The organism is Pseudomonas sp. R3-52-08 (genome assembly GCF_003851745.1).
Lineage (GTDB): Bacteria > Pseudomonadota > Gammaproteobacteria > Pseudomonadales > Pseudomonadaceae > Aquipseudomonas.
This window is the reverse complement of the sequence record NZ_CP027730.1, coordinates 3,762,840-3,778,319: the sequence shown is the minus strand read 5'-3', so window position 1 is coordinate 3,778,319 and position 15,480 is coordinate 3,762,840. Positions and strand designations below refer to the sequence as shown.

Annotated in this window: 14 protein-coding genes; 4 read left to right on the top strand and 10 right to left on the bottom strand. The window is 63.3% G+C overall.

What is annotated here, in order from left to right:
* Positions 1 to 12: 12 nt before the first annotated feature.
* The 10 genes from C4J91_RS17205 to C4J91_RS17160 all read right to left on the bottom strand — a co-directional run bounded on the left by C4J91_RS17205 (position 13) and on the right by C4J91_RS17160 (position 11,093).
* Entirely contained in the window at positions 13 to 708 is a 696-nt protein-coding gene (locus tag C4J91_RS17205; protein ID WP_124363438.1) for an ABC transporter ATP-binding protein, read from the bottom strand.
* Positions 708 to 1,457 (bottom strand): ABC transporter ATP-binding protein, encoded by a 750-nt coding sequence (locus C4J91_RS17200; RefSeq protein ID WP_124363437.1) that lies wholly within the window; start codon positions 1,455 to 1,457, stop codon positions 708 to 710. The genes C4J91_RS17205 and C4J91_RS17200 overlap by 1 nt, the downstream gene beginning before the upstream one ends.
* Positions 1,454 to 2,464 (bottom strand): branched-chain amino acid ABC transporter permease, encoded by a 1,011-nt coding sequence (locus C4J91_RS17195; protein WP_124363436.1) that lies wholly within the window; start codon positions 2,462 to 2,464, stop codon positions 1,454 to 1,456. Before C4J91_RS17195 ends, C4J91_RS17200 begins: the two co-directional genes overlap by 4 nt.
* Before the next feature lies 1 nt (position 2,465).
* Positions 2,466 to 3,326 (bottom strand): branched-chain amino acid ABC transporter permease, encoded by an 861-nt coding sequence (locus tag C4J91_RS17190; RefSeq protein ID WP_124363435.1) that lies wholly within the window; start codon positions 3,324 to 3,326, stop codon positions 2,466 to 2,468.
* Positions 3,327 to 3,367: 41 nt separating this feature from the next.
* Positions 3,368 to 4,570 (bottom strand): ABC transporter substrate-binding protein, encoded by a 1,203-nt coding sequence (locus tag C4J91_RS17185; RefSeq protein ID WP_124363434.1) that lies wholly within the window; start codon positions 4,568 to 4,570, stop codon positions 3,368 to 3,370.
* A 233-nt stretch (positions 4,571 to 4,803) separates the two neighbouring features.
* Entirely contained in the window at positions 4,804 to 5,571 is a 768-nt protein-coding gene (locus tag C4J91_RS17180) for a FadR/GntR family transcriptional regulator (RefSeq protein WP_124363433.1), read from the bottom strand.
* Positions 5,572 to 5,679: 108 nt separating this feature from the next.
* Positions 5,680 to 6,435: an alpha/beta hydrolase gene (locus C4J91_RS17175; protein ID WP_124363432.1), complete on the bottom strand. Its 756-nt coding sequence runs from the start codon at positions 6,433 to 6,435 to the stop codon at positions 5,680 to 5,682.
* 108 nt (positions 6,436 to 6,543) lie between these two features.
* Positions 6,544 to 7,956 carry an efflux transporter outer membrane subunit gene (locus C4J91_RS17170; protein WP_124363431.1) on the bottom strand — a complete coding sequence of 471 codons (1,413 nt, stop codon included), beginning with the start codon at positions 7,954 to 7,956 and terminating at the stop codon, positions 6,544 to 6,546.
* On the bottom strand, positions 7,949 to 9,922 hold the full coding sequence (locus C4J91_RS17165; protein ID WP_124363430.1) for a MacB family efflux pump subunit: 1,974 nt from the start codon (positions 9,920 to 9,922) through the stop codon (positions 7,949 to 7,951). Before C4J91_RS17165 ends, C4J91_RS17170 begins: the two co-directional genes overlap by 8 nt.
* Before the next feature lies 1 nt (position 9,923).
* Complete coding sequence (locus C4J91_RS17160) at positions 9,924 to 11,093, bottom strand: efflux RND transporter periplasmic adaptor subunit (RefSeq protein WP_124363429.1); 1,170 nt, start codon at positions 11,091 to 11,093, stop codon at positions 9,924 to 9,926.
* Between the two features lie 256 nt (positions 11,094 to 11,349).
* Between C4J91_RS17160 and C4J91_RS17155 the strand changes: the two genes are divergently transcribed.
* The 4 genes from C4J91_RS17155 to C4J91_RS17140 all read left to right on the top strand — a co-directional run bounded on the left by C4J91_RS17155 (position 11,350) and on the right by C4J91_RS17140 (position 15,448).
* Entirely contained in the window at positions 11,350 to 11,832 is a 483-nt protein-coding gene (locus C4J91_RS17155; RefSeq protein ID WP_124363428.1) for a sigma-70 family RNA polymerase sigma factor, read from the top strand.
* 120 nt (positions 11,833 to 11,952) lie between these two features.
* The gene (locus C4J91_RS17150) at positions 11,953 to 13,290 is read left to right on the top strand and encodes a lysine N(6)-hydroxylase/L-ornithine N(5)-oxygenase family protein (RefSeq protein WP_124363427.1); all 1,338 of its coding nucleotides are present in this window, start codon (positions 11,953 to 11,955) and stop codon (positions 13,288 to 13,290) included.
* Between the two features lie 107 nt (positions 13,291 to 13,397).
* The gene (locus C4J91_RS17145; protein ID WP_124363426.1) at positions 13,398 to 14,618 is read left to right on the top strand and encodes a putative DNA modification/repair radical SAM protein; all 1,221 of its coding nucleotides are present in this window, start codon (positions 13,398 to 13,400) and stop codon (positions 14,616 to 14,618) included.
* Positions 14,615 to 15,448: a TIGR03915 family putative DNA repair protein gene (locus tag C4J91_RS17140; RefSeq protein ID WP_124363425.1), complete on the top strand. Its 834-nt coding sequence runs from the start codon at positions 14,615 to 14,617 to the stop codon at positions 15,446 to 15,448. The genes C4J91_RS17145 and C4J91_RS17140 overlap by 4 nt, the downstream gene beginning before the upstream one ends.
* Positions 15,449 to 15,480 lie beyond the last annotated feature (32 nt).

Here is a 15,480-nt window from a genome sequence, read left to right as displayed (position 1 = left end):
GGCATTCTCCGGTCAGGCACTCAGGGCCAGGTAGCGATTCTTGATGGTCGGGTCGGCGCGAAAATCTGCGGCGCTGCCTTCGTACACCACGCGGCCCTGTTCGAGTACGTAATGGCGGTCGGCGAGCTTGTCGCAGACCATCAGGTTCTGTTCCACCAGCAACACGGGCAGGCCGTCGTCCTTGACCTTGCGCAGGATCTTCACCAATTCGTCGACGATCACCGGGGCCAGGCCTTCGGTGGGTTCATCGAGGATCAGCAGCTTGGGGTCGTTAAGCAGCGCGCGGGCAATGGCGAGCATCTGTTGCTCGCCGCCGGAGAGTGCATGGCCGGCGTTCTTGCGCCGTTCCCTGAGGCGCGGGAACATGCCGTACACATCCTCCAGCTGCCAGCGGCTGGTCTTGCGGGCGGCGATGCGCAGGTTTTCCTCGACGCTGAGCAGGCGGAAAATCCCACGGTTCTCCGGCACCAGCGCCAGGCCCTGGCGGGCGATTTGAAAAATCTTCTGGCCCACCAGCGCCTGCCCGTTGAAGTGGATCTGGCCCTGGCGCGGGCAGATGATGCCGAGGATGCTGCGCAAGGTCGTGGTCTTGCCGGCGCCGTTGCGCCCGAGCAGTGTCACTAGTTCGCCGGGGTTGACGGTCAATGACACGCCTTCGAGCACGTGGCTCTTGTCGTAGTAGGAATGGATATTCTCGACGATCAGCATCAGGCAGCCTCCCCAAGATAAGCGCTGCGCACACGTTCATCGGCGCGCACGAATTCCGGCGTGCCTTCCACCAGGATCTGCCCGTGGCTCATCACGGTAATGCGTTGGCTGATGGACATGACGATGCTCATGTTGTGTTCGATCAGCAGCACTGTATGGTCGCGGCCGAGGTCGCTGATCAGTTGGGTCATGATCGGAATGTCATCGATGCCCATGCCGGAGGTGGGCTCATCGAGCATCAACAGTTTGGGCCTGGAGCAGATCGACATGCCCACTTCCAACACCCGCTGCTGGCCGTGGGACAACTCGCCGGCCAGGGTGTCGGCGCGAGCAGTGAGTTGCAGGCGCTCCAGCACCTGGTCGGCCATCTCCAGATGCTCGCGCTTGCTGTCCACGCGCCGCCAGAAGTTCAGGGCGCGCGCGCCGTCACGGCCCTGGGCGGCCAGGCGCAGGTTTTCGCGCACGCTGAGGTTCTGGAACAGGCTGGTGAGCTGGAACGAGCGCGCCATGCCCAGGCCGACGCGGGCGTGGGCGGGTTTGCGCATCAGGTTCCTGCCGTCGAAGTGGATCGCACCGGCAGTGGCTTGGCGCTCACCGGTGAGGCAGTGGAACAGGCTGGTCTTGCCTGCGCCGTTGGGGCCGATGATGGTGTGGATGGTGCCGGCCTCCACCCTGAGGTTGACGCCATTGACTGCATGGAACGCGCCGTAGGCCAGTTCCAGGTCTTGGGTTTGCAGCAGGATGCTCATAGCACGTCCTCCTTGGTGACGACGCTGGGCTTGCGACTGGCGCGTACTTTTTCGTACAGCGCGGCCAACCCGCCCCACAAACCGCCGCGCATGAAGATCACCACCAGGATCAGAATCACCCCCAGCAGCATCAGCCAGCGCGGCCACAGGTCCGACAGGAAATCCCCCAGCAGCACGATGGAACCGGCGCCCAGCAACGAGCCGAACAACGAGCCGGTGCCGCCGACGATGGTCATGATCAGGATGTTCTCGGACATCGCCAGGTCGATGTTCGACAGCGGCACAAAGTGCAGCAGCATCGCGTACAGCGCCCCGGCGATGCCGGTGACCGCGCCCGACAACACAAACACCAGGATCTTGAAGTGCCGCGTGTCATAACCGATCGCCGAGGCGCGGGTTTCGTTTTCGCGGATCGCCATCAGGGTGCTGCCGAACGGCGAGGCGATCACCCGGCGCGCGCCGATAAAGATCAGCAGGAACAGCACCGCGACAAAGCCGTAGAAAGCGCGGGCGTCGGCCAGCGACAGCAGCACCGTGTCACCGATACGAATCTCCGGGCGCGGCACGCTGAGCAGGCCGTTGTCGCCGCCGGTCCAGTCGCTCAGGGTGTAGGCGACGAAGTAGGCCATCTGGCTGAACGCCAACGTGAGCATCACGAAGTAGATACCGGTGCGGCGGATGGCCAGGGCACCTACCAGCAACGCCAGGAAACCACCGACGACGGCGGCACCCAGCAACGCCGTGAACAGGCCCCATTGCAGGTGGATCATCAGCAACGCCGCGCAATACGCACCGGCACCAAAGAAGATGCCTTGGCCGAACGACAACAGCCCGGTGTAGCCCAGCAACAGGTTGCAGGCCAGGGCGGCCATGGCAAAGATCAGGATTTCGCTGGCCAGGGTGGCCGAGGGCAAAACCAACGGCAGGCCGATGAGCACCGCCACGACCCACAGCAACATGGCGCGCGATTGCGTCTTGGCCAACGGCAGGGGATTTTTCTCGCTCATGTCAGGCTCTCCCGAACAGGCCGTAGGGGCGTACCAGAATCACCACGGCCATCGCGCCGTAGATCATCAGGCTCGCACCCTGGGGCCAAAGTGTGGTCATCAGGCTTTGCACCACGCCCACCAGCAAACCGCCGACCAGCGCGCCGCTGAACGAACCCATGCCGCCGATCACCACCACCACGAAGGCGATGCCGAGAATCTCCGGGCCCACGAACGGCTGCGCACCGCGCAACGGCGCGAACAGCACACCGGCCATGCCGGCCAGGCCAACGCCGAGGGCGAAGGTCATGGAGAACAAACGGAAGATATTGGTGCCCAGCAGCGATACGGTTTCGGTGCTCTCACTGCCGGCGCGTACCAGCGCGCCGAAGCGCGTGCGTTCCAGCAGCAGCCACAGGCCCAGGCCCACCACCGCAGAAAACACGATGAGGAACAGGCGGTAGTAGGGGTAGACGAAATCGCCCACCACCAGCACGCCGCGCAGCAGTTCCGGCACCGCGACGCTCTTGCCCACCGGGCCCCAGATCATCACGCTGGCTTCCTGGATGATCAACGCGATGCCCAGCGTTACCAGAATCTGGAACATGTGCGGCAAGTGATAAATGCGCTGGATCAGCAGGCGCTCGATCACCCACGCCAGCGCAGCCACCACCAGCGGCGCGATCAGCAGCGCCAGCCAGAAGCTACCGGTGAGGCTGACAGCGGTGTAGCAGATATAGGCGCCCAGCAGGAAGAACGCGCCATGGGCGAAATTGACGAAGTTGAGCAGCCCGAAAATGATCGTCAGCCCGACCGCGATCAGGAAGTAGATCATTCCCAACCCCAGGCCGTTGAGTATCTGGAACAGGTAAAGATTAAGCATGCGCAAGCCCTCAGCAGGAAGCCGGTGCGATAGTCAGGAACTCAGGCGAGCGTGCAGCCCGTGGCTTCCACCGGCGGGAAGGACTGGCCGGCGCTGAGCACCTTGGCCAGGTCGTCCTTGTCGGTCATATCGGCGGCGGCCTTGCCGATCAGCAGGTAGTAGTCCTTGATCACCTGATGGTCGCCGGCGCGGATCGACTCCTTTCCGGTCGGGCCTTCATAACTCAGGCCCTGCATGGCTTTGGCCACGGTCGGCCCGTCGAAGCTGCCGGTGGCGACGATGGTCTCGAGCATCACCTTGGTGCTGATGTAGTCGGCGGCGAGCGGGTAGGTGGGGTTGATGCCATATTTGGCCTGGGTCAGCTTGACCAACTCGCGGTTGAGCGGCGTATCGACCTGGTGCCAGTACTGCGCGCCGAGGTACACGCCTTCGAGAATGTCGCTGCCCAGTTCCTGGAACTGGTCGAGGCCGGCGGACCACACCAGCAGCACCTTCATGCGTTCCTTGATGCCGAAATTCACCGCCTGGCGCAGGGTGTTGGATGACTGGCTGCCGAAATTCAGCAGCACCAGCACATCGGGTTTGGTGGAAATGGCATTGGTCAGGTAGCCGGAGAATTCCTGCTCCTGCAAGGAGTGGTAGCTGTTGCCGACGTGTTCCAGGCCGTGTTCCTTGAGCACGTTTTTCGCGCCTTCGAGCAAAGCTTCACCGAACACGTATTGCGGGGTGATGGTGTACCAGCGCTTGGCGTCCGGCAGCAGCTTGATCAGCGGCACCAGGGTTTCGCGGATGGCGCCGTAGGTGGGCACCGACCAGCGAAACGTGGCCTTGTTGCAGTCCTTGCCGGTGACTTCATCAGCGCCCACCGGGGTCATGAACACGCCGCCGACTTTGTCGACCTCCTTGGCCACTGCCAGAGCGGAGGAGGACAGCGTGCAGCCCTGGAAGAATCGCGCGCCGTCCTGCTGAATCGCCTCCTGCACCTTGCGCACCGCCTTGCCGGCATTGCCCTCGGTGTCGATGACCTTGTAGTTCAACGGGCGGCCGAGCACTTGCGGGTGCTGCTCCACCGCCAGGCGCGAACCCATGTCGGCAAACTTGCCATAGCTGGCAAAGGCGCCAGACATGGACTTGAGGCCGTAAAAGGTAAAGGGCTCGGCGGCGAATGCCGCACGCACGCTCAGCGGGAGGCTGAGGGCGGAGGCGAAGGTGAGACTGGCTTTCAATAACGTACGACGCTGCATGGGGTGACTCCCTGGTTTAGTTATTGGCAGGAGCGGCAAGGGCGATACGGTGGAGCAAGGGCCTGTGGGCAGGCGTTTTTTATTGAGGTGACGCGGGTCTATCGATTGGAATGCAAATCCCAATGTGGGAGGGGGCTTGCTCCCGATGACTGAGTGTCAGGCACTGCATCAGGTGGCTGATCCACCGCTATCGGGAGCAAGCCCCCTCCCACATTGGATTTGTGGTGTTTGGGTTAAGAGTGATCGAACTCCAGCAGGAAGTGCGGGCTGACCTGGCCTTCCAGCGCGGTCATGTGGTGTTCGGCATCGCACATGTGTTCATGCATCAAGCTGCGCACCGCGCTTTCATCCCCGGCACGAAAGGCGATCAGCAATTGCTTGTGGTAGTCGAGGTTGGCCGCATCGAACTGCTTGCGCTTGGGCTTGTAGGCTTTTTTCAGCACCACCAGGTCGCGCAGCAGGTCGTTGAGGAACTGCGCCATGAAACCGAGCAGCGGGTTGGGGCAGGCCTTGGCCAGCAGGTTGTGAAATTCCAGTTCCGCCAGACGCTGTTCGCGCTGGCCGGCTTCGCTGTCTTCGGGGGCGCTGCAAAAGTCCACGTTGTCCTGCAAGGCCTGGTAGTCGCCCTCGCTCAAGCGCCCGAGCACCGACAGCGCCAGCTCCACTTCGATGACCTTGCGCAGTTGGTACACCTGCTCGCCGTCCAGGTGCTGGAAGTGCAGGTAGTTGCGCAGTGCGCGGCTGGCGGGTTCGGTGCCGGCCTGGTTCAGGTAGGCGCCGCCACTGGGGCCGGTGCGCGTGCTCACCAGGCCTTCGACTTCCAGCGCCTTGAGCGCTTCGCGGGCCGAGCCCTTGGAGCACTGGAAGCTTTCCATCAGCTCACGTTCGGTGGGCAGGCGGTCGCCGGGCTTCAAGGCGTCGGTGACGATGGAGCGCTTGACCGACTCGACGATCACATCGGACAGTTTCTGGCGCTTGCGGCGTAGCGGACGACTCAGCATGGTTTCGATTTATCGTATTAATGCGGATAAATAGCACTTAATAACGATCAGGCCGCAGCGTCAACGCAGGGTGTCGTTTCTGGCATCAACAGGTCGTAAACGTCAGGGTCAGTCCCAGCCGCCACGGTCCAGGCAGCGTGTATTCGCCGGTGGCTGTTTGCCGTAAGCCAGAAAATCACCGAGCCAGCGGCTGACACAGCCGTCACCGCTGGCCTGGGCGGGTTCCTTGAGCAGCAGCAGCTCGACGCCGGAAGCCACAGGTTCCCCGCGCCCGGCGTTGACCAGCACCGTGCGCGCGATGCGTTCGGGAAACAGCGTGGCATAGCGGTTACCGAGTCGCGCCGCGTCGGCATTGCCGACGTAGTTGAGTTGGGCCTCGCCCAGTTGCACACGGACATACTCCATATCCCGCGCCGCCTGTTCGACGGCGGCGGCCTGCTGCAGGTCGCGGGGGCTCAGTTCGATCACGTCGTAGCGGTCGACTAACGTGCGGTAAGCCTGGGTGGCATAAGACTCCCAGCGGCCGACGAGATGCAGGGCAAAGGTGGCGTTTTTAGCTGCACGCGGGTCGCCGGACTGGATAAACACCACGCCCTCACGGTTGAGCGGGTCGCGTGCGCCGACGCGTGTCACCCTCAGGCGAAGGCGGCCGCGGCTGGGTGCAGCATGGTCGCGGGGCACCGTCACCTGGCCGCATTGGGTGCGCGCGAGGACTTCGGGGTCGAGCCGTTCAAACGCCGGGAAGGGGCAATCCAGTAACCAGTCAATGGCGGTGGGCGTGATCAAGGGGTCGGCCAGGGCCAGGTGGGCGATCAGCCAGGCGCCGAGGCAAACCAGGCATTTTCCAACAACGCAGGGTTTCATTAAAAGGTCCTGGAAGAGCCGTGTGAAGGCGGCTTTTTTACCAAGGACCTTGGGTCTAATAATGTAAGGCGATTAAACGGTTTGTGTACGAAACTGGAGTTTCGTTTATCAGATGTCGCTACTCCAGCCACCGCCCAGCGCTTTATACAACGCGATGCTGGCCTGCAAGCGCGACAGTCGCAGTTGCACGTTCAAGTCCTGGGCCGCGTACAAGGTGCGCTGGGTTTCCAGCACCGTGAGCAAATCCTCGGCACCGGCCTGGTAACGGCTTTCTGCGATCTGGAACGCGGTCTGTGCCTGTTGCAACTCCTCGGCTTGCCATTGGCGTTGCTGGTCCAGGCGGGTGATGCTGCTGAGGGCTTTTTCCACGTCGGCAAAGCCGTTGATGATCGCCCCTCGGTAGGTGTGCAGCAGCTCATCCTGGCGCGCACGGGCCTTGTCGCGTTCCGCGCTTAAACGACCGTTGTTGAAGATCGGGGCCACCAGGCCCGAGGTCAGGGTGTAGAACGGGCTGCGCAGGATGTCGTCGGCTTTGTACGCGCCCGAACCCAGGGTCGCGCCCAGGGTGACGGCAGGCAACATCGCCGCACGGGCCACGCGCACATCGGCGCTCGCCGCCGCCAGCTGTGCCTCGGCCTGGGCCAGGTCGGGGCGCCGGCTCAATAACTGGCTCGGCACGCCGGGCCCGATGCTTGGCCAAGTCAGTGCCTGGAACGCCTCGTTGCCCAGCGCCAGCGCCTGCACGGGCTGGCCGAGCAACGCGGCAAGGGTGATCCGCGAATCTTCGGCCAACTGCTCGATCAGCGGCAGTTGCCGTTGCTGGCTGGCCACCAGGCTTTTCTGTTGCGCCAGCTCCAGGGCTGTGGCGGAACCGGCGTCGTAGCGGGTTTGCACCAGCTTCAGCACATTGCGCGCGTTCGCCAGGTTCAGCTCGGCGATCTGCACGCGCTGGCGCGCGGCCAGGGTTTGCGCGTAGCGGTCGGCCACGTTGCTGAGCAGGGTCAGCTCGACGTTGGCCTGGTCGAACTGGCTGGCCTGCAGGCTCTGCAGTGCACTGTCCCGTGCGGCGGCGCGGCCGCCCCAGAAGTCGAGTTCGTAGCTGGCCGTGAGGTTGGCGTCATAGCTGCTGACGGTTCTGTTGCTCTCGGTGGCGTTCAGGTCCGAGTTGCCGCTGCCGCGCAGCAGCTTTTCACGGCTGGCGGTGAGGTTGAACTTGACCTCGGGCAGCAGCGGTGCGCCGGCAATTACCGCCGTTGCCTGCGCCTGGCGCACGCGGGCCATGGCGGCGGCAACGTCGAAACTGTCACGGCGCGCCTGGTCGATCAGGCGGTTGAGCGAGGGGCTGCCAAATTGCGTCCACCAGCGCTGGTTGGTGGCTTGGTTGGCCGCGCGCTCGGCGTATTGCCAGGCGGCGGGCGGCGCGATGCCGCTGTCGACGGCGGGCGTATTACCCGCACAGGCATTGAGCAACAGGCACAGGCTGAGCAGCGCCAGCGGCGGTGCGAGGGGTCGTTTATTCATTGGTCAACGCCTTAACCGGATCGAGCCGGGCAGCTTTACGGGCCGGCATAAAGCCGAATACGACACCGGTGACCAGCGCGCAGCCAAAGGCGCCGAGCACCGCCATCAGGGAAAACTGCACCGCCACCTCGGCCAGTACCAGCACGCCGCCCACCAGCAAGGCCAGGGCAATACCCAACAGCCCGCCGACCACCGAGAGCATCACCGCCTCGGTGAGAAACTGGCGCAGGATGTCGCGCTGACGGGCACCGGTGGCCATGCGGATGCCGATCTCGCGGGTACGTTCGCGCACGGTCATCAGCATGATGTTCATCACGCCGATGCCGCCCACCAACAGGGAAATTGCCGCAATCGAACCGAGCATCAACGACAGTGTGTTGGCCGTGCGCGCCTCGGCCTGGATCATCGCGGCGTTGTTGGTCAGGTGATAATCGTCCTTGCCCTGGTGCAGGCGCTTGAGCAACTGATCGATGGCCTGCTCGGCGGCGTTCACCCGGGTGGCGTCGGCGGCGGCAATCACCACGTATTCCGGGTTATAGCTGCCGAACAGGCGGATGCTGGCGGCGGAGTAGGGGATGGCAATGCGGTCATCACTGTCTTTGTTGCCCGAGCTGGAGCCTTTTTCCTGGAGCACGCCCACCACCTGGAACGGCACGTTTTCGATCAGGATGTACTGGCCGATGGGGTTGACCCGGCCTTTGAACAGCTTGTCCCGCACCCTTGCGCCGATCACGGCGACGGTGGCGGCGTTGCGTTCGTCGGCTTCGGTAAAGTAGCTGCCCTCGACCACCGGCCAGTTGAAGATGCTCGGAAACTGGGTGTCGTTGCCACCGACATAGGCGATGTAGTCGATGTTGCCGAAACGCACGCCGGCTTCGGCGCCGTTGACCGGCATGATCCGTTTCACCTGGGGCAGGGTGGCCAGGGCGGCCACATCCTGGGGGGTGATGATGCCTAGGGGCGTACGCGGGTTGGGTGACGAACCACTGACATACAGGATGTTCGAGCCGAACGCGCCCATCTGCGCCATGACCTGGCGCTTGCTGCCTTCACCCACGGCCAGCATGACCACCACCGAGGCTACGCCAATAATGATTCCGAGCAGGGTCAGCGCGGTGCGAAAACGGTTGATCCACATCACGCGCCAGGCCGCTTGTAATGCGTCGAGCAGTTCGGCCTTCCAGGCGCCGTTGTGTTCGGCGCCGTCGACCAGGCGCTGGCGCAGGTCCACGGCCTGCAGCGCAGTGCTGTCCGCTTCGGCAGGCACGCAGACCTGGGCGCCGGCCGAGTCGCTGATGATCAGGCCGTCGCGAATCTCGATGATGCGGTTGGCCCGTGCGGCCACTTCGCGGTCATGGGTGATCAGGATGACCACATGGCCCTGGCTCGCCAGTTCGTCGAGCAGGCTCATCACTTCGGCGCCGCTGTGGCTGTCGAGGGCGCCGGTGGGTTCGTCGGCGAGGATGATATGCCCGCCGTTCATCAGCGCCCGTGCGATGGACACCCGCTGCTGCTGGCCGCCGGAGAGCTGGTGCGGACGGTTGCCGGTGCGGTCGGCCAGGCCCAGGCGGGTGAGCAGGGCGGTGGCGCGGGCATGCCGTTCGCTGGCACTGATGCCGGCATAGATCGCCGGCATCTCGACGTTTTCCTGGGCCGATGCCGACGGGATCAAGTGGTAGCCCTGGAACACGAAACCGAAGGCTTCGCGGCGCAGCCAGGCCAGTTCGTCGCTGCCCAGGTGGGCAACGTTTTCACCGGCGAACAGGTAGTCACCGTCGCTCGGGCGGTCGAGGCACCCGAGGATATTCATCAATGTGGACTTGCCGGAGCCGGACGCGCCGACGATGGCGACGAACTCCCCGGCATGGATCGCCAGGTCGATGCCACGCAGCACGTCGACCTGCGGGCTGTCGCCGCCGCCGTAGGATTTGCGGATGTGCTTGAGTTCGATCAGGGGCGTGGTCAATTCAACCCCCGCTGCTGTCGGCCGGGCCGATCAACAGGTGATCGCCTTCGCTGAGGCCATCCAGCACCTGGACGCGCAGGCGGTCGCTGACACCCAGGCGCACCGTGCGCTGCTCGATGCTGCCGTTCTTCGCCACCACGCGGGCGATTTGCGTATCCGCGTTGGGCGTGCCTTGCAGCGCAGCGACTGGCACGGTGAGGGCGTCCTTGACCTGGTTTGCGACGAAAAACACTTGGGTGGTCATTTCCGCCATCAGCGCGTTATCGGCGTTGTCCACGTCCAGCAGCACCGTGTACAGCACCACGCGGCCACTGCCGCTTTTGCTGGCGCTGCTCGGGCTGCCGCTGCCCTGGGTTTCGTTCAAGGGTTTGGGCGGAATCGGCAGGATCTGGCGCACGGTGCTGGTCCAGCGCCGGCTGCCGCCGCTCAAGGTGGTGAAGTACGCGCTCATACCGGGTTTGACGTGGCCGATATCCGCCTCGGAGACTTCGGCCCACACGGTCATCGGCGACAACCTGGCGATGCGCAGGATCAGCGGGGTTTGTTGTTGCGCGTTTAGCGTCTGGCCGACCCGCGCATCCACCGCGACCACGGTACCGGCCATCGGCGCATAGATACGCGTGTAACCCAGTTCCGCTTCGTCGCTGCGCAGGCTGGCCCGCGCCTGGCGGATCTGGGCCTGGAACATCTCGACCCGCGCCTGGGTCGCGCTCAGTTCGGCCTTGGCGGTTTGTACATCCTCTTCGCGCGTGGCGTTGCCGGCGCTCAGGCGTTGCTGGCGCTGGTACTTCTGGCGCGCCAATGCATGCTGGGCCTTCTGTTCCTGCAACTGCGCCGCAAGGTTTTCGATGGCGTAGCGGCTGGCATCGAGCTTGGCTTTTTGCGTCGAGGGGTCGATCTCTACCAGCAATTGGCCCTCCTTGACCTGGTCGCCGGCTTCGACGTGGATCTTCTGGATCTGCCCGGAAGCCTGGGCGCCCACATCCACATAACGCCGCGGTTGCAGGGTGCCCAGGGCCGTGACGCTGTTTTCGATATCGCCACGGGTGACGGTGACGGTGGTCAGGGTGTCGCGACCCGGCGCCAGGCCTTGCCAGGTGGCAAACGCAACGATGGGAATCAGGCACGCCACCACAAGCAGGGCGCGTCGGGCAGGTCGAGGGCGTTTCATGCGTAGGTTCCAGCCAGGAAAGATCGGGGCGCAGTCGCGCAGAGCTGACAGTTAAACGAAGAAAATGTCGCAGGATTTAGGCGGTTACACGCGCGGTTACAGCTCGCGCGGCGAAAAAAATCGGCCGTTGATGCGAGACTTCTTTAAAAGTAGATGAGAATTACTATAAATTGCACCTACTCAAACTGCCATCATCGATGGGCCTGTTCCTACCCGAACTGGCATCGTTAGCACCACGGCCATGGGGCCAGGAGTCATGTTGGAAAACTACTATCGTGAGCTGGTGTGTTTCCTCAACGCCAAGCTGGGCAACCGTCAGGTGGCCGAGGATGTGGTGCATGACGCGTATGTGCGGGTGCTGGAGCGTTCCAGTGACACCCCGATCGAACAGCCGCGCGCGTTCCTGTATCGCACCGCGTTGAATCTGGTGATCGACGGCCATCGGCGCAACGCCCTGCGCCAGGTCGAGCCGCTGGAGGTGCTGGACAGCGAAGAACGCTTCGCCCCGTGTTCACCCCACGCCAGCCACGACCAGGGCCAGCGCCTGGAGCTGCTCGAGCGCGCCCTGGCCGAGTTGCCGGCGGCCTGTCGCGACAGTTTCCTGCTGCGCAAACTCGACGGCCTGTCCCATCTGCAAATCGCCGAGCGGCTGAGCATTTCCCGCAGCCTGGTGGAAAAGCACATCGTCAACGCCATGAAGCACTGCCGGTCACGCATGCGTGAGTGGGAAGCCCACTGAAGCGGCATTAGTTAAATTTTATTTCACTGTCCTCGTTTCCTATCAACACACGGCCTGTTGTTCAGGCCATGAAGGTATTCCCGCCCCAACCGCCAAGGGGCTTATCCAGAGGACACTGGAATGACACAGGCAATTGCTTCGCCCGCGGTTCACGACCTGATCGGTATCGGCTTCGGCCCATCGAACCTGGCGCTGGCCATCGCCCTGCAGGAGCGTGAAAAGGCCCAGGGCAAACTGGACGTGCTGTTCCTCGACAAACAAGCCGACTACCGCTGGCACGGCAATACCCTGGTAACCCAGAGCGAACTGCAGATTTCCTTCCTCAAGGACCTGGTGACCCTGCGCAACCCCACCAGCCCGTACTCTTTCGTCAATTACCTGAAGGCCCGCGAGCGCCTGGTGGACTTCATCAACCTCGGCACGTTCTACCCGTGCCGCATGGAGTACAACGACTACCTGCGCTGGGTCGCCGGGCAATTCCAGGCCCAGGCCCGCTACGGCGAAGAAGTGCTGGCCATCGAGCCGATCCTGCACCAGCAGCAGGTGGAAGCGCTGCGCGTGATTTCCCGTGACGCCCAGGGTGAACAGCATGTGCGCACCACGCGCGCGGTGGTGGTCAGCGCCGGTGGCACGCCGCGTATTCCCGAGGCGTTCAAGGCGCTCAAGGGCGACAGCCGGGTGTTCCACCATTCCCAGTACCTGGAGCGCATGGCCGGCCAGCCCTGTGTCGACGGCAAGCCGATGCGCATCGCGGTGATTGGCGGTGGTCAGAGCGCCGCCGAAGCCTTTATCGACCTCAACGACAGCTTCCCCTCGGTGCAGGTTGACCTGATCCTGCGCGGCTCGGCGCTCAAACCCGCCGATGACAGCCCGTTCGTCAATGAAGTGTTCTCGCCGGCCTTTACCGACCTGGTATTCCAGCAAGTCGGCGCCGAACGTGAGCGCCTGGTCGCCGAGTACCAGAACACCAACTACTCGGTGGTGGACCTGGACCTGATCGAACGCATCTACGGCATCTTCTATCGCCAGAAAGTCTCCGGTATCGCGCGCCAGGCGTTTCGCACCATGACCGTCGTCGAAAAGGCCACCCCCGGTCCGCTGGGCATCGAACTGACGTTGCGCAACAACGCTACCGGCGAAACCTGCGTGAATCACTACGACGCGGTAATCCTCGCCACCGGTTACGAACGCCAGATGCACCGCGAACTGCTCGCGCCACTGGAAGCCTACATGGGCGACTTCGAAGTGGCCCGCGACTACCGTATCGTCACCGATGAGCGCTGCAAGGCGGGTATCTATATCCAGGGGTTCAGCCAGGCCAGCCATGGCTTGAGCGATACGTTGCTGTCGGTACTGCCGATTCGCGCGGATGAGATTGCGGCGTCGTTGTATGCCAATGACCGCAGCCGTGATTCAGCGCGTTCGGTACAGGACCTGTTGTTGGCGACGGCGAGCTGAGTTCCAGCCGCAAGTCGCAAGCCGCAAGCTTGCAGCTTGAAGCTAAAAGCTTGCAGCTTACATCTACCCCCTGATACTGTACAAAAAACCAGTATCGGTAGCTCTCCATGCAGTTGATCGAAAAACTCAGCATCCTCGCCGACGCCGCCAAGTACGACGCGTCATGCGCCAGCAGTGGCGCACCCAAGCGCAGCTCCGAAGGCAAGGCGGGGCTGGGTTCCACCGATGGCATGGGCATTTGCCACAGCTATACGCCCGACGGCCGTTGCGTGTCGCTGCTCAAGGTGTTGCTCACCAACTTCTGTCTCTACGACTGCCAGTATTGCGTCAACCGCCGTTCCAGCGATGTGCCCCGTGCGCGATTCAGCCCGGAGGAGGTGGTCACCCTGACCCTGGACTTCTACAAGCGCAATTGCGTCAGCGGCCTGTTTCTCAGTTCCGGCATCATCCGTTCGGCCGACTACACCATGGAACAATTGGTGCGGGTCGCCAGGCTGTTGCGCGAAGAGCACGACTTTCGCGGCTATATCCACCTCAAGACCATTCCCGAAGCCGACCCGGCGCTGATCGCCGAGGCCGGGCGTTATGCCGACCGCCTGAGCGTGAATATCGAACTGCCCACCGATGCCAGCCTGCAAACCCTGGCGCCGGAAAAGCAGATCGTCTCGATCAAGCAGGCCATGCAGGCCATCTACACCGGGGAGCAGACCGTGCTCAACGAACCCCGCGCACCACGCTTCGCCCCGGCCGGGCAGAGCACGCAGATGATCGTCGGCGCCGACGACACCGACGACAGCACCATCCTGCACGGTGCCGAAGCCCTGTATGGCAATTACAAGCTGCGCCGCGTGTATTATTCGGCCTTCAGTCCCATCCCCAACAGCCCGAAAAGCGTGCCCCTGGCCGCGCCGCCGTTGATGCGCGAGCATCGCTTGTACCAGGCCGATTTCCTGTTGCGCAGCTACGGTTTCAGCGCCAACGAGCTGTTCGAAGGCCCCGGCCACCTGGCCCTGGATATCGACCCCAAGCTGGCCTGGGCCCTGGAACATCGCGAGGTGTTCCCCCTGGACCTGAACCGCGCCGAACCTACCTTGATCGCGCGCATCCCCGGCATTGGCCTGCGCACCACCCAGCGCCTGGTCGACCTGCGCCGCGAACGCAAGATCCGCTTTGAAGACCTGGCGCGCATGCGCTGCGTGCTGGCCAAGGCCAAGCCGTTTTTCATCACCAGCGATTACCACCCCCAACAAGCGGACACCACCAGCGTCTTGCTGCGCGAGCAGCTGCGCGATCGCCCGCAACCGCAACAAATGGGGTTGTGGGGATGATCAGCCTGGAATGCGACAACCTGTTCAGCACCTGGCGCGAACAGGCGCGCTGGCTGCTCAGCCATCAGGTCGACCCCAGCCAGGTGAGTTGGGGCGAAGCCGAGGTGGCGGATCTGTTTGCCACCGACGAGCCGATTCCGCCTGGGCCTGGCCCGTTCCAGGCGCGCATCCCCAAGGCGTTGCTGCACCTGCTGGAGTCGGCCGCCTGCTACCACGGCGACCAGCGCTGGAGTTTGCTGTACGAGGTGTTGTGGCGGGTCAGCCATGGCGATCGCACGGCGATGCTGGCCGGTGACAAGTTGGGCAGCGAGTTGCAGCGACGCATCAAGCAGGTCAGTCGTGAAGCCCACCACTTGCACGCGTTTGTACGGTTTATCGCATTGCCGTCGGGGGCAGGGCCGCAGCTGCCGGAGTACGTGGCCTGGCACGAACCGGCCCACGATATTCTGCAAAGCGCCAGCCAGCATTTTGTCGGGCGCATGGGCCGGCATCGCTGGATGATCGCAACGCCCCTGGACGGCGTGTATTACGACGGCGAGCAATTGATTCACCAACGCCAGTGCCCCGAGGCTTGGCAGCAACTGGCGCAGAACGTCGAGGATCCGCACAGCGCCATGTGGTTGACCTACTACAGCCACATCTTCAACCCGGCGCGGTTGAACCCCAAGGTGATGGAAGGGCATTTGCCGAGCCGGTTCTGGAAGAACCTGCCGGAGGGCAAGTTGATTCCGGGGCTTATCAGCGAGGCACGTACGGGCAAGCAGAAAGATGGGCAGGCCAAGCTGGTTGGCACTAAGCCCGGCAAACGAATTGCGGGCGGGCACGGTTAGAAAATGTGGGAGGGGCTTGCCCCCTCCAACAT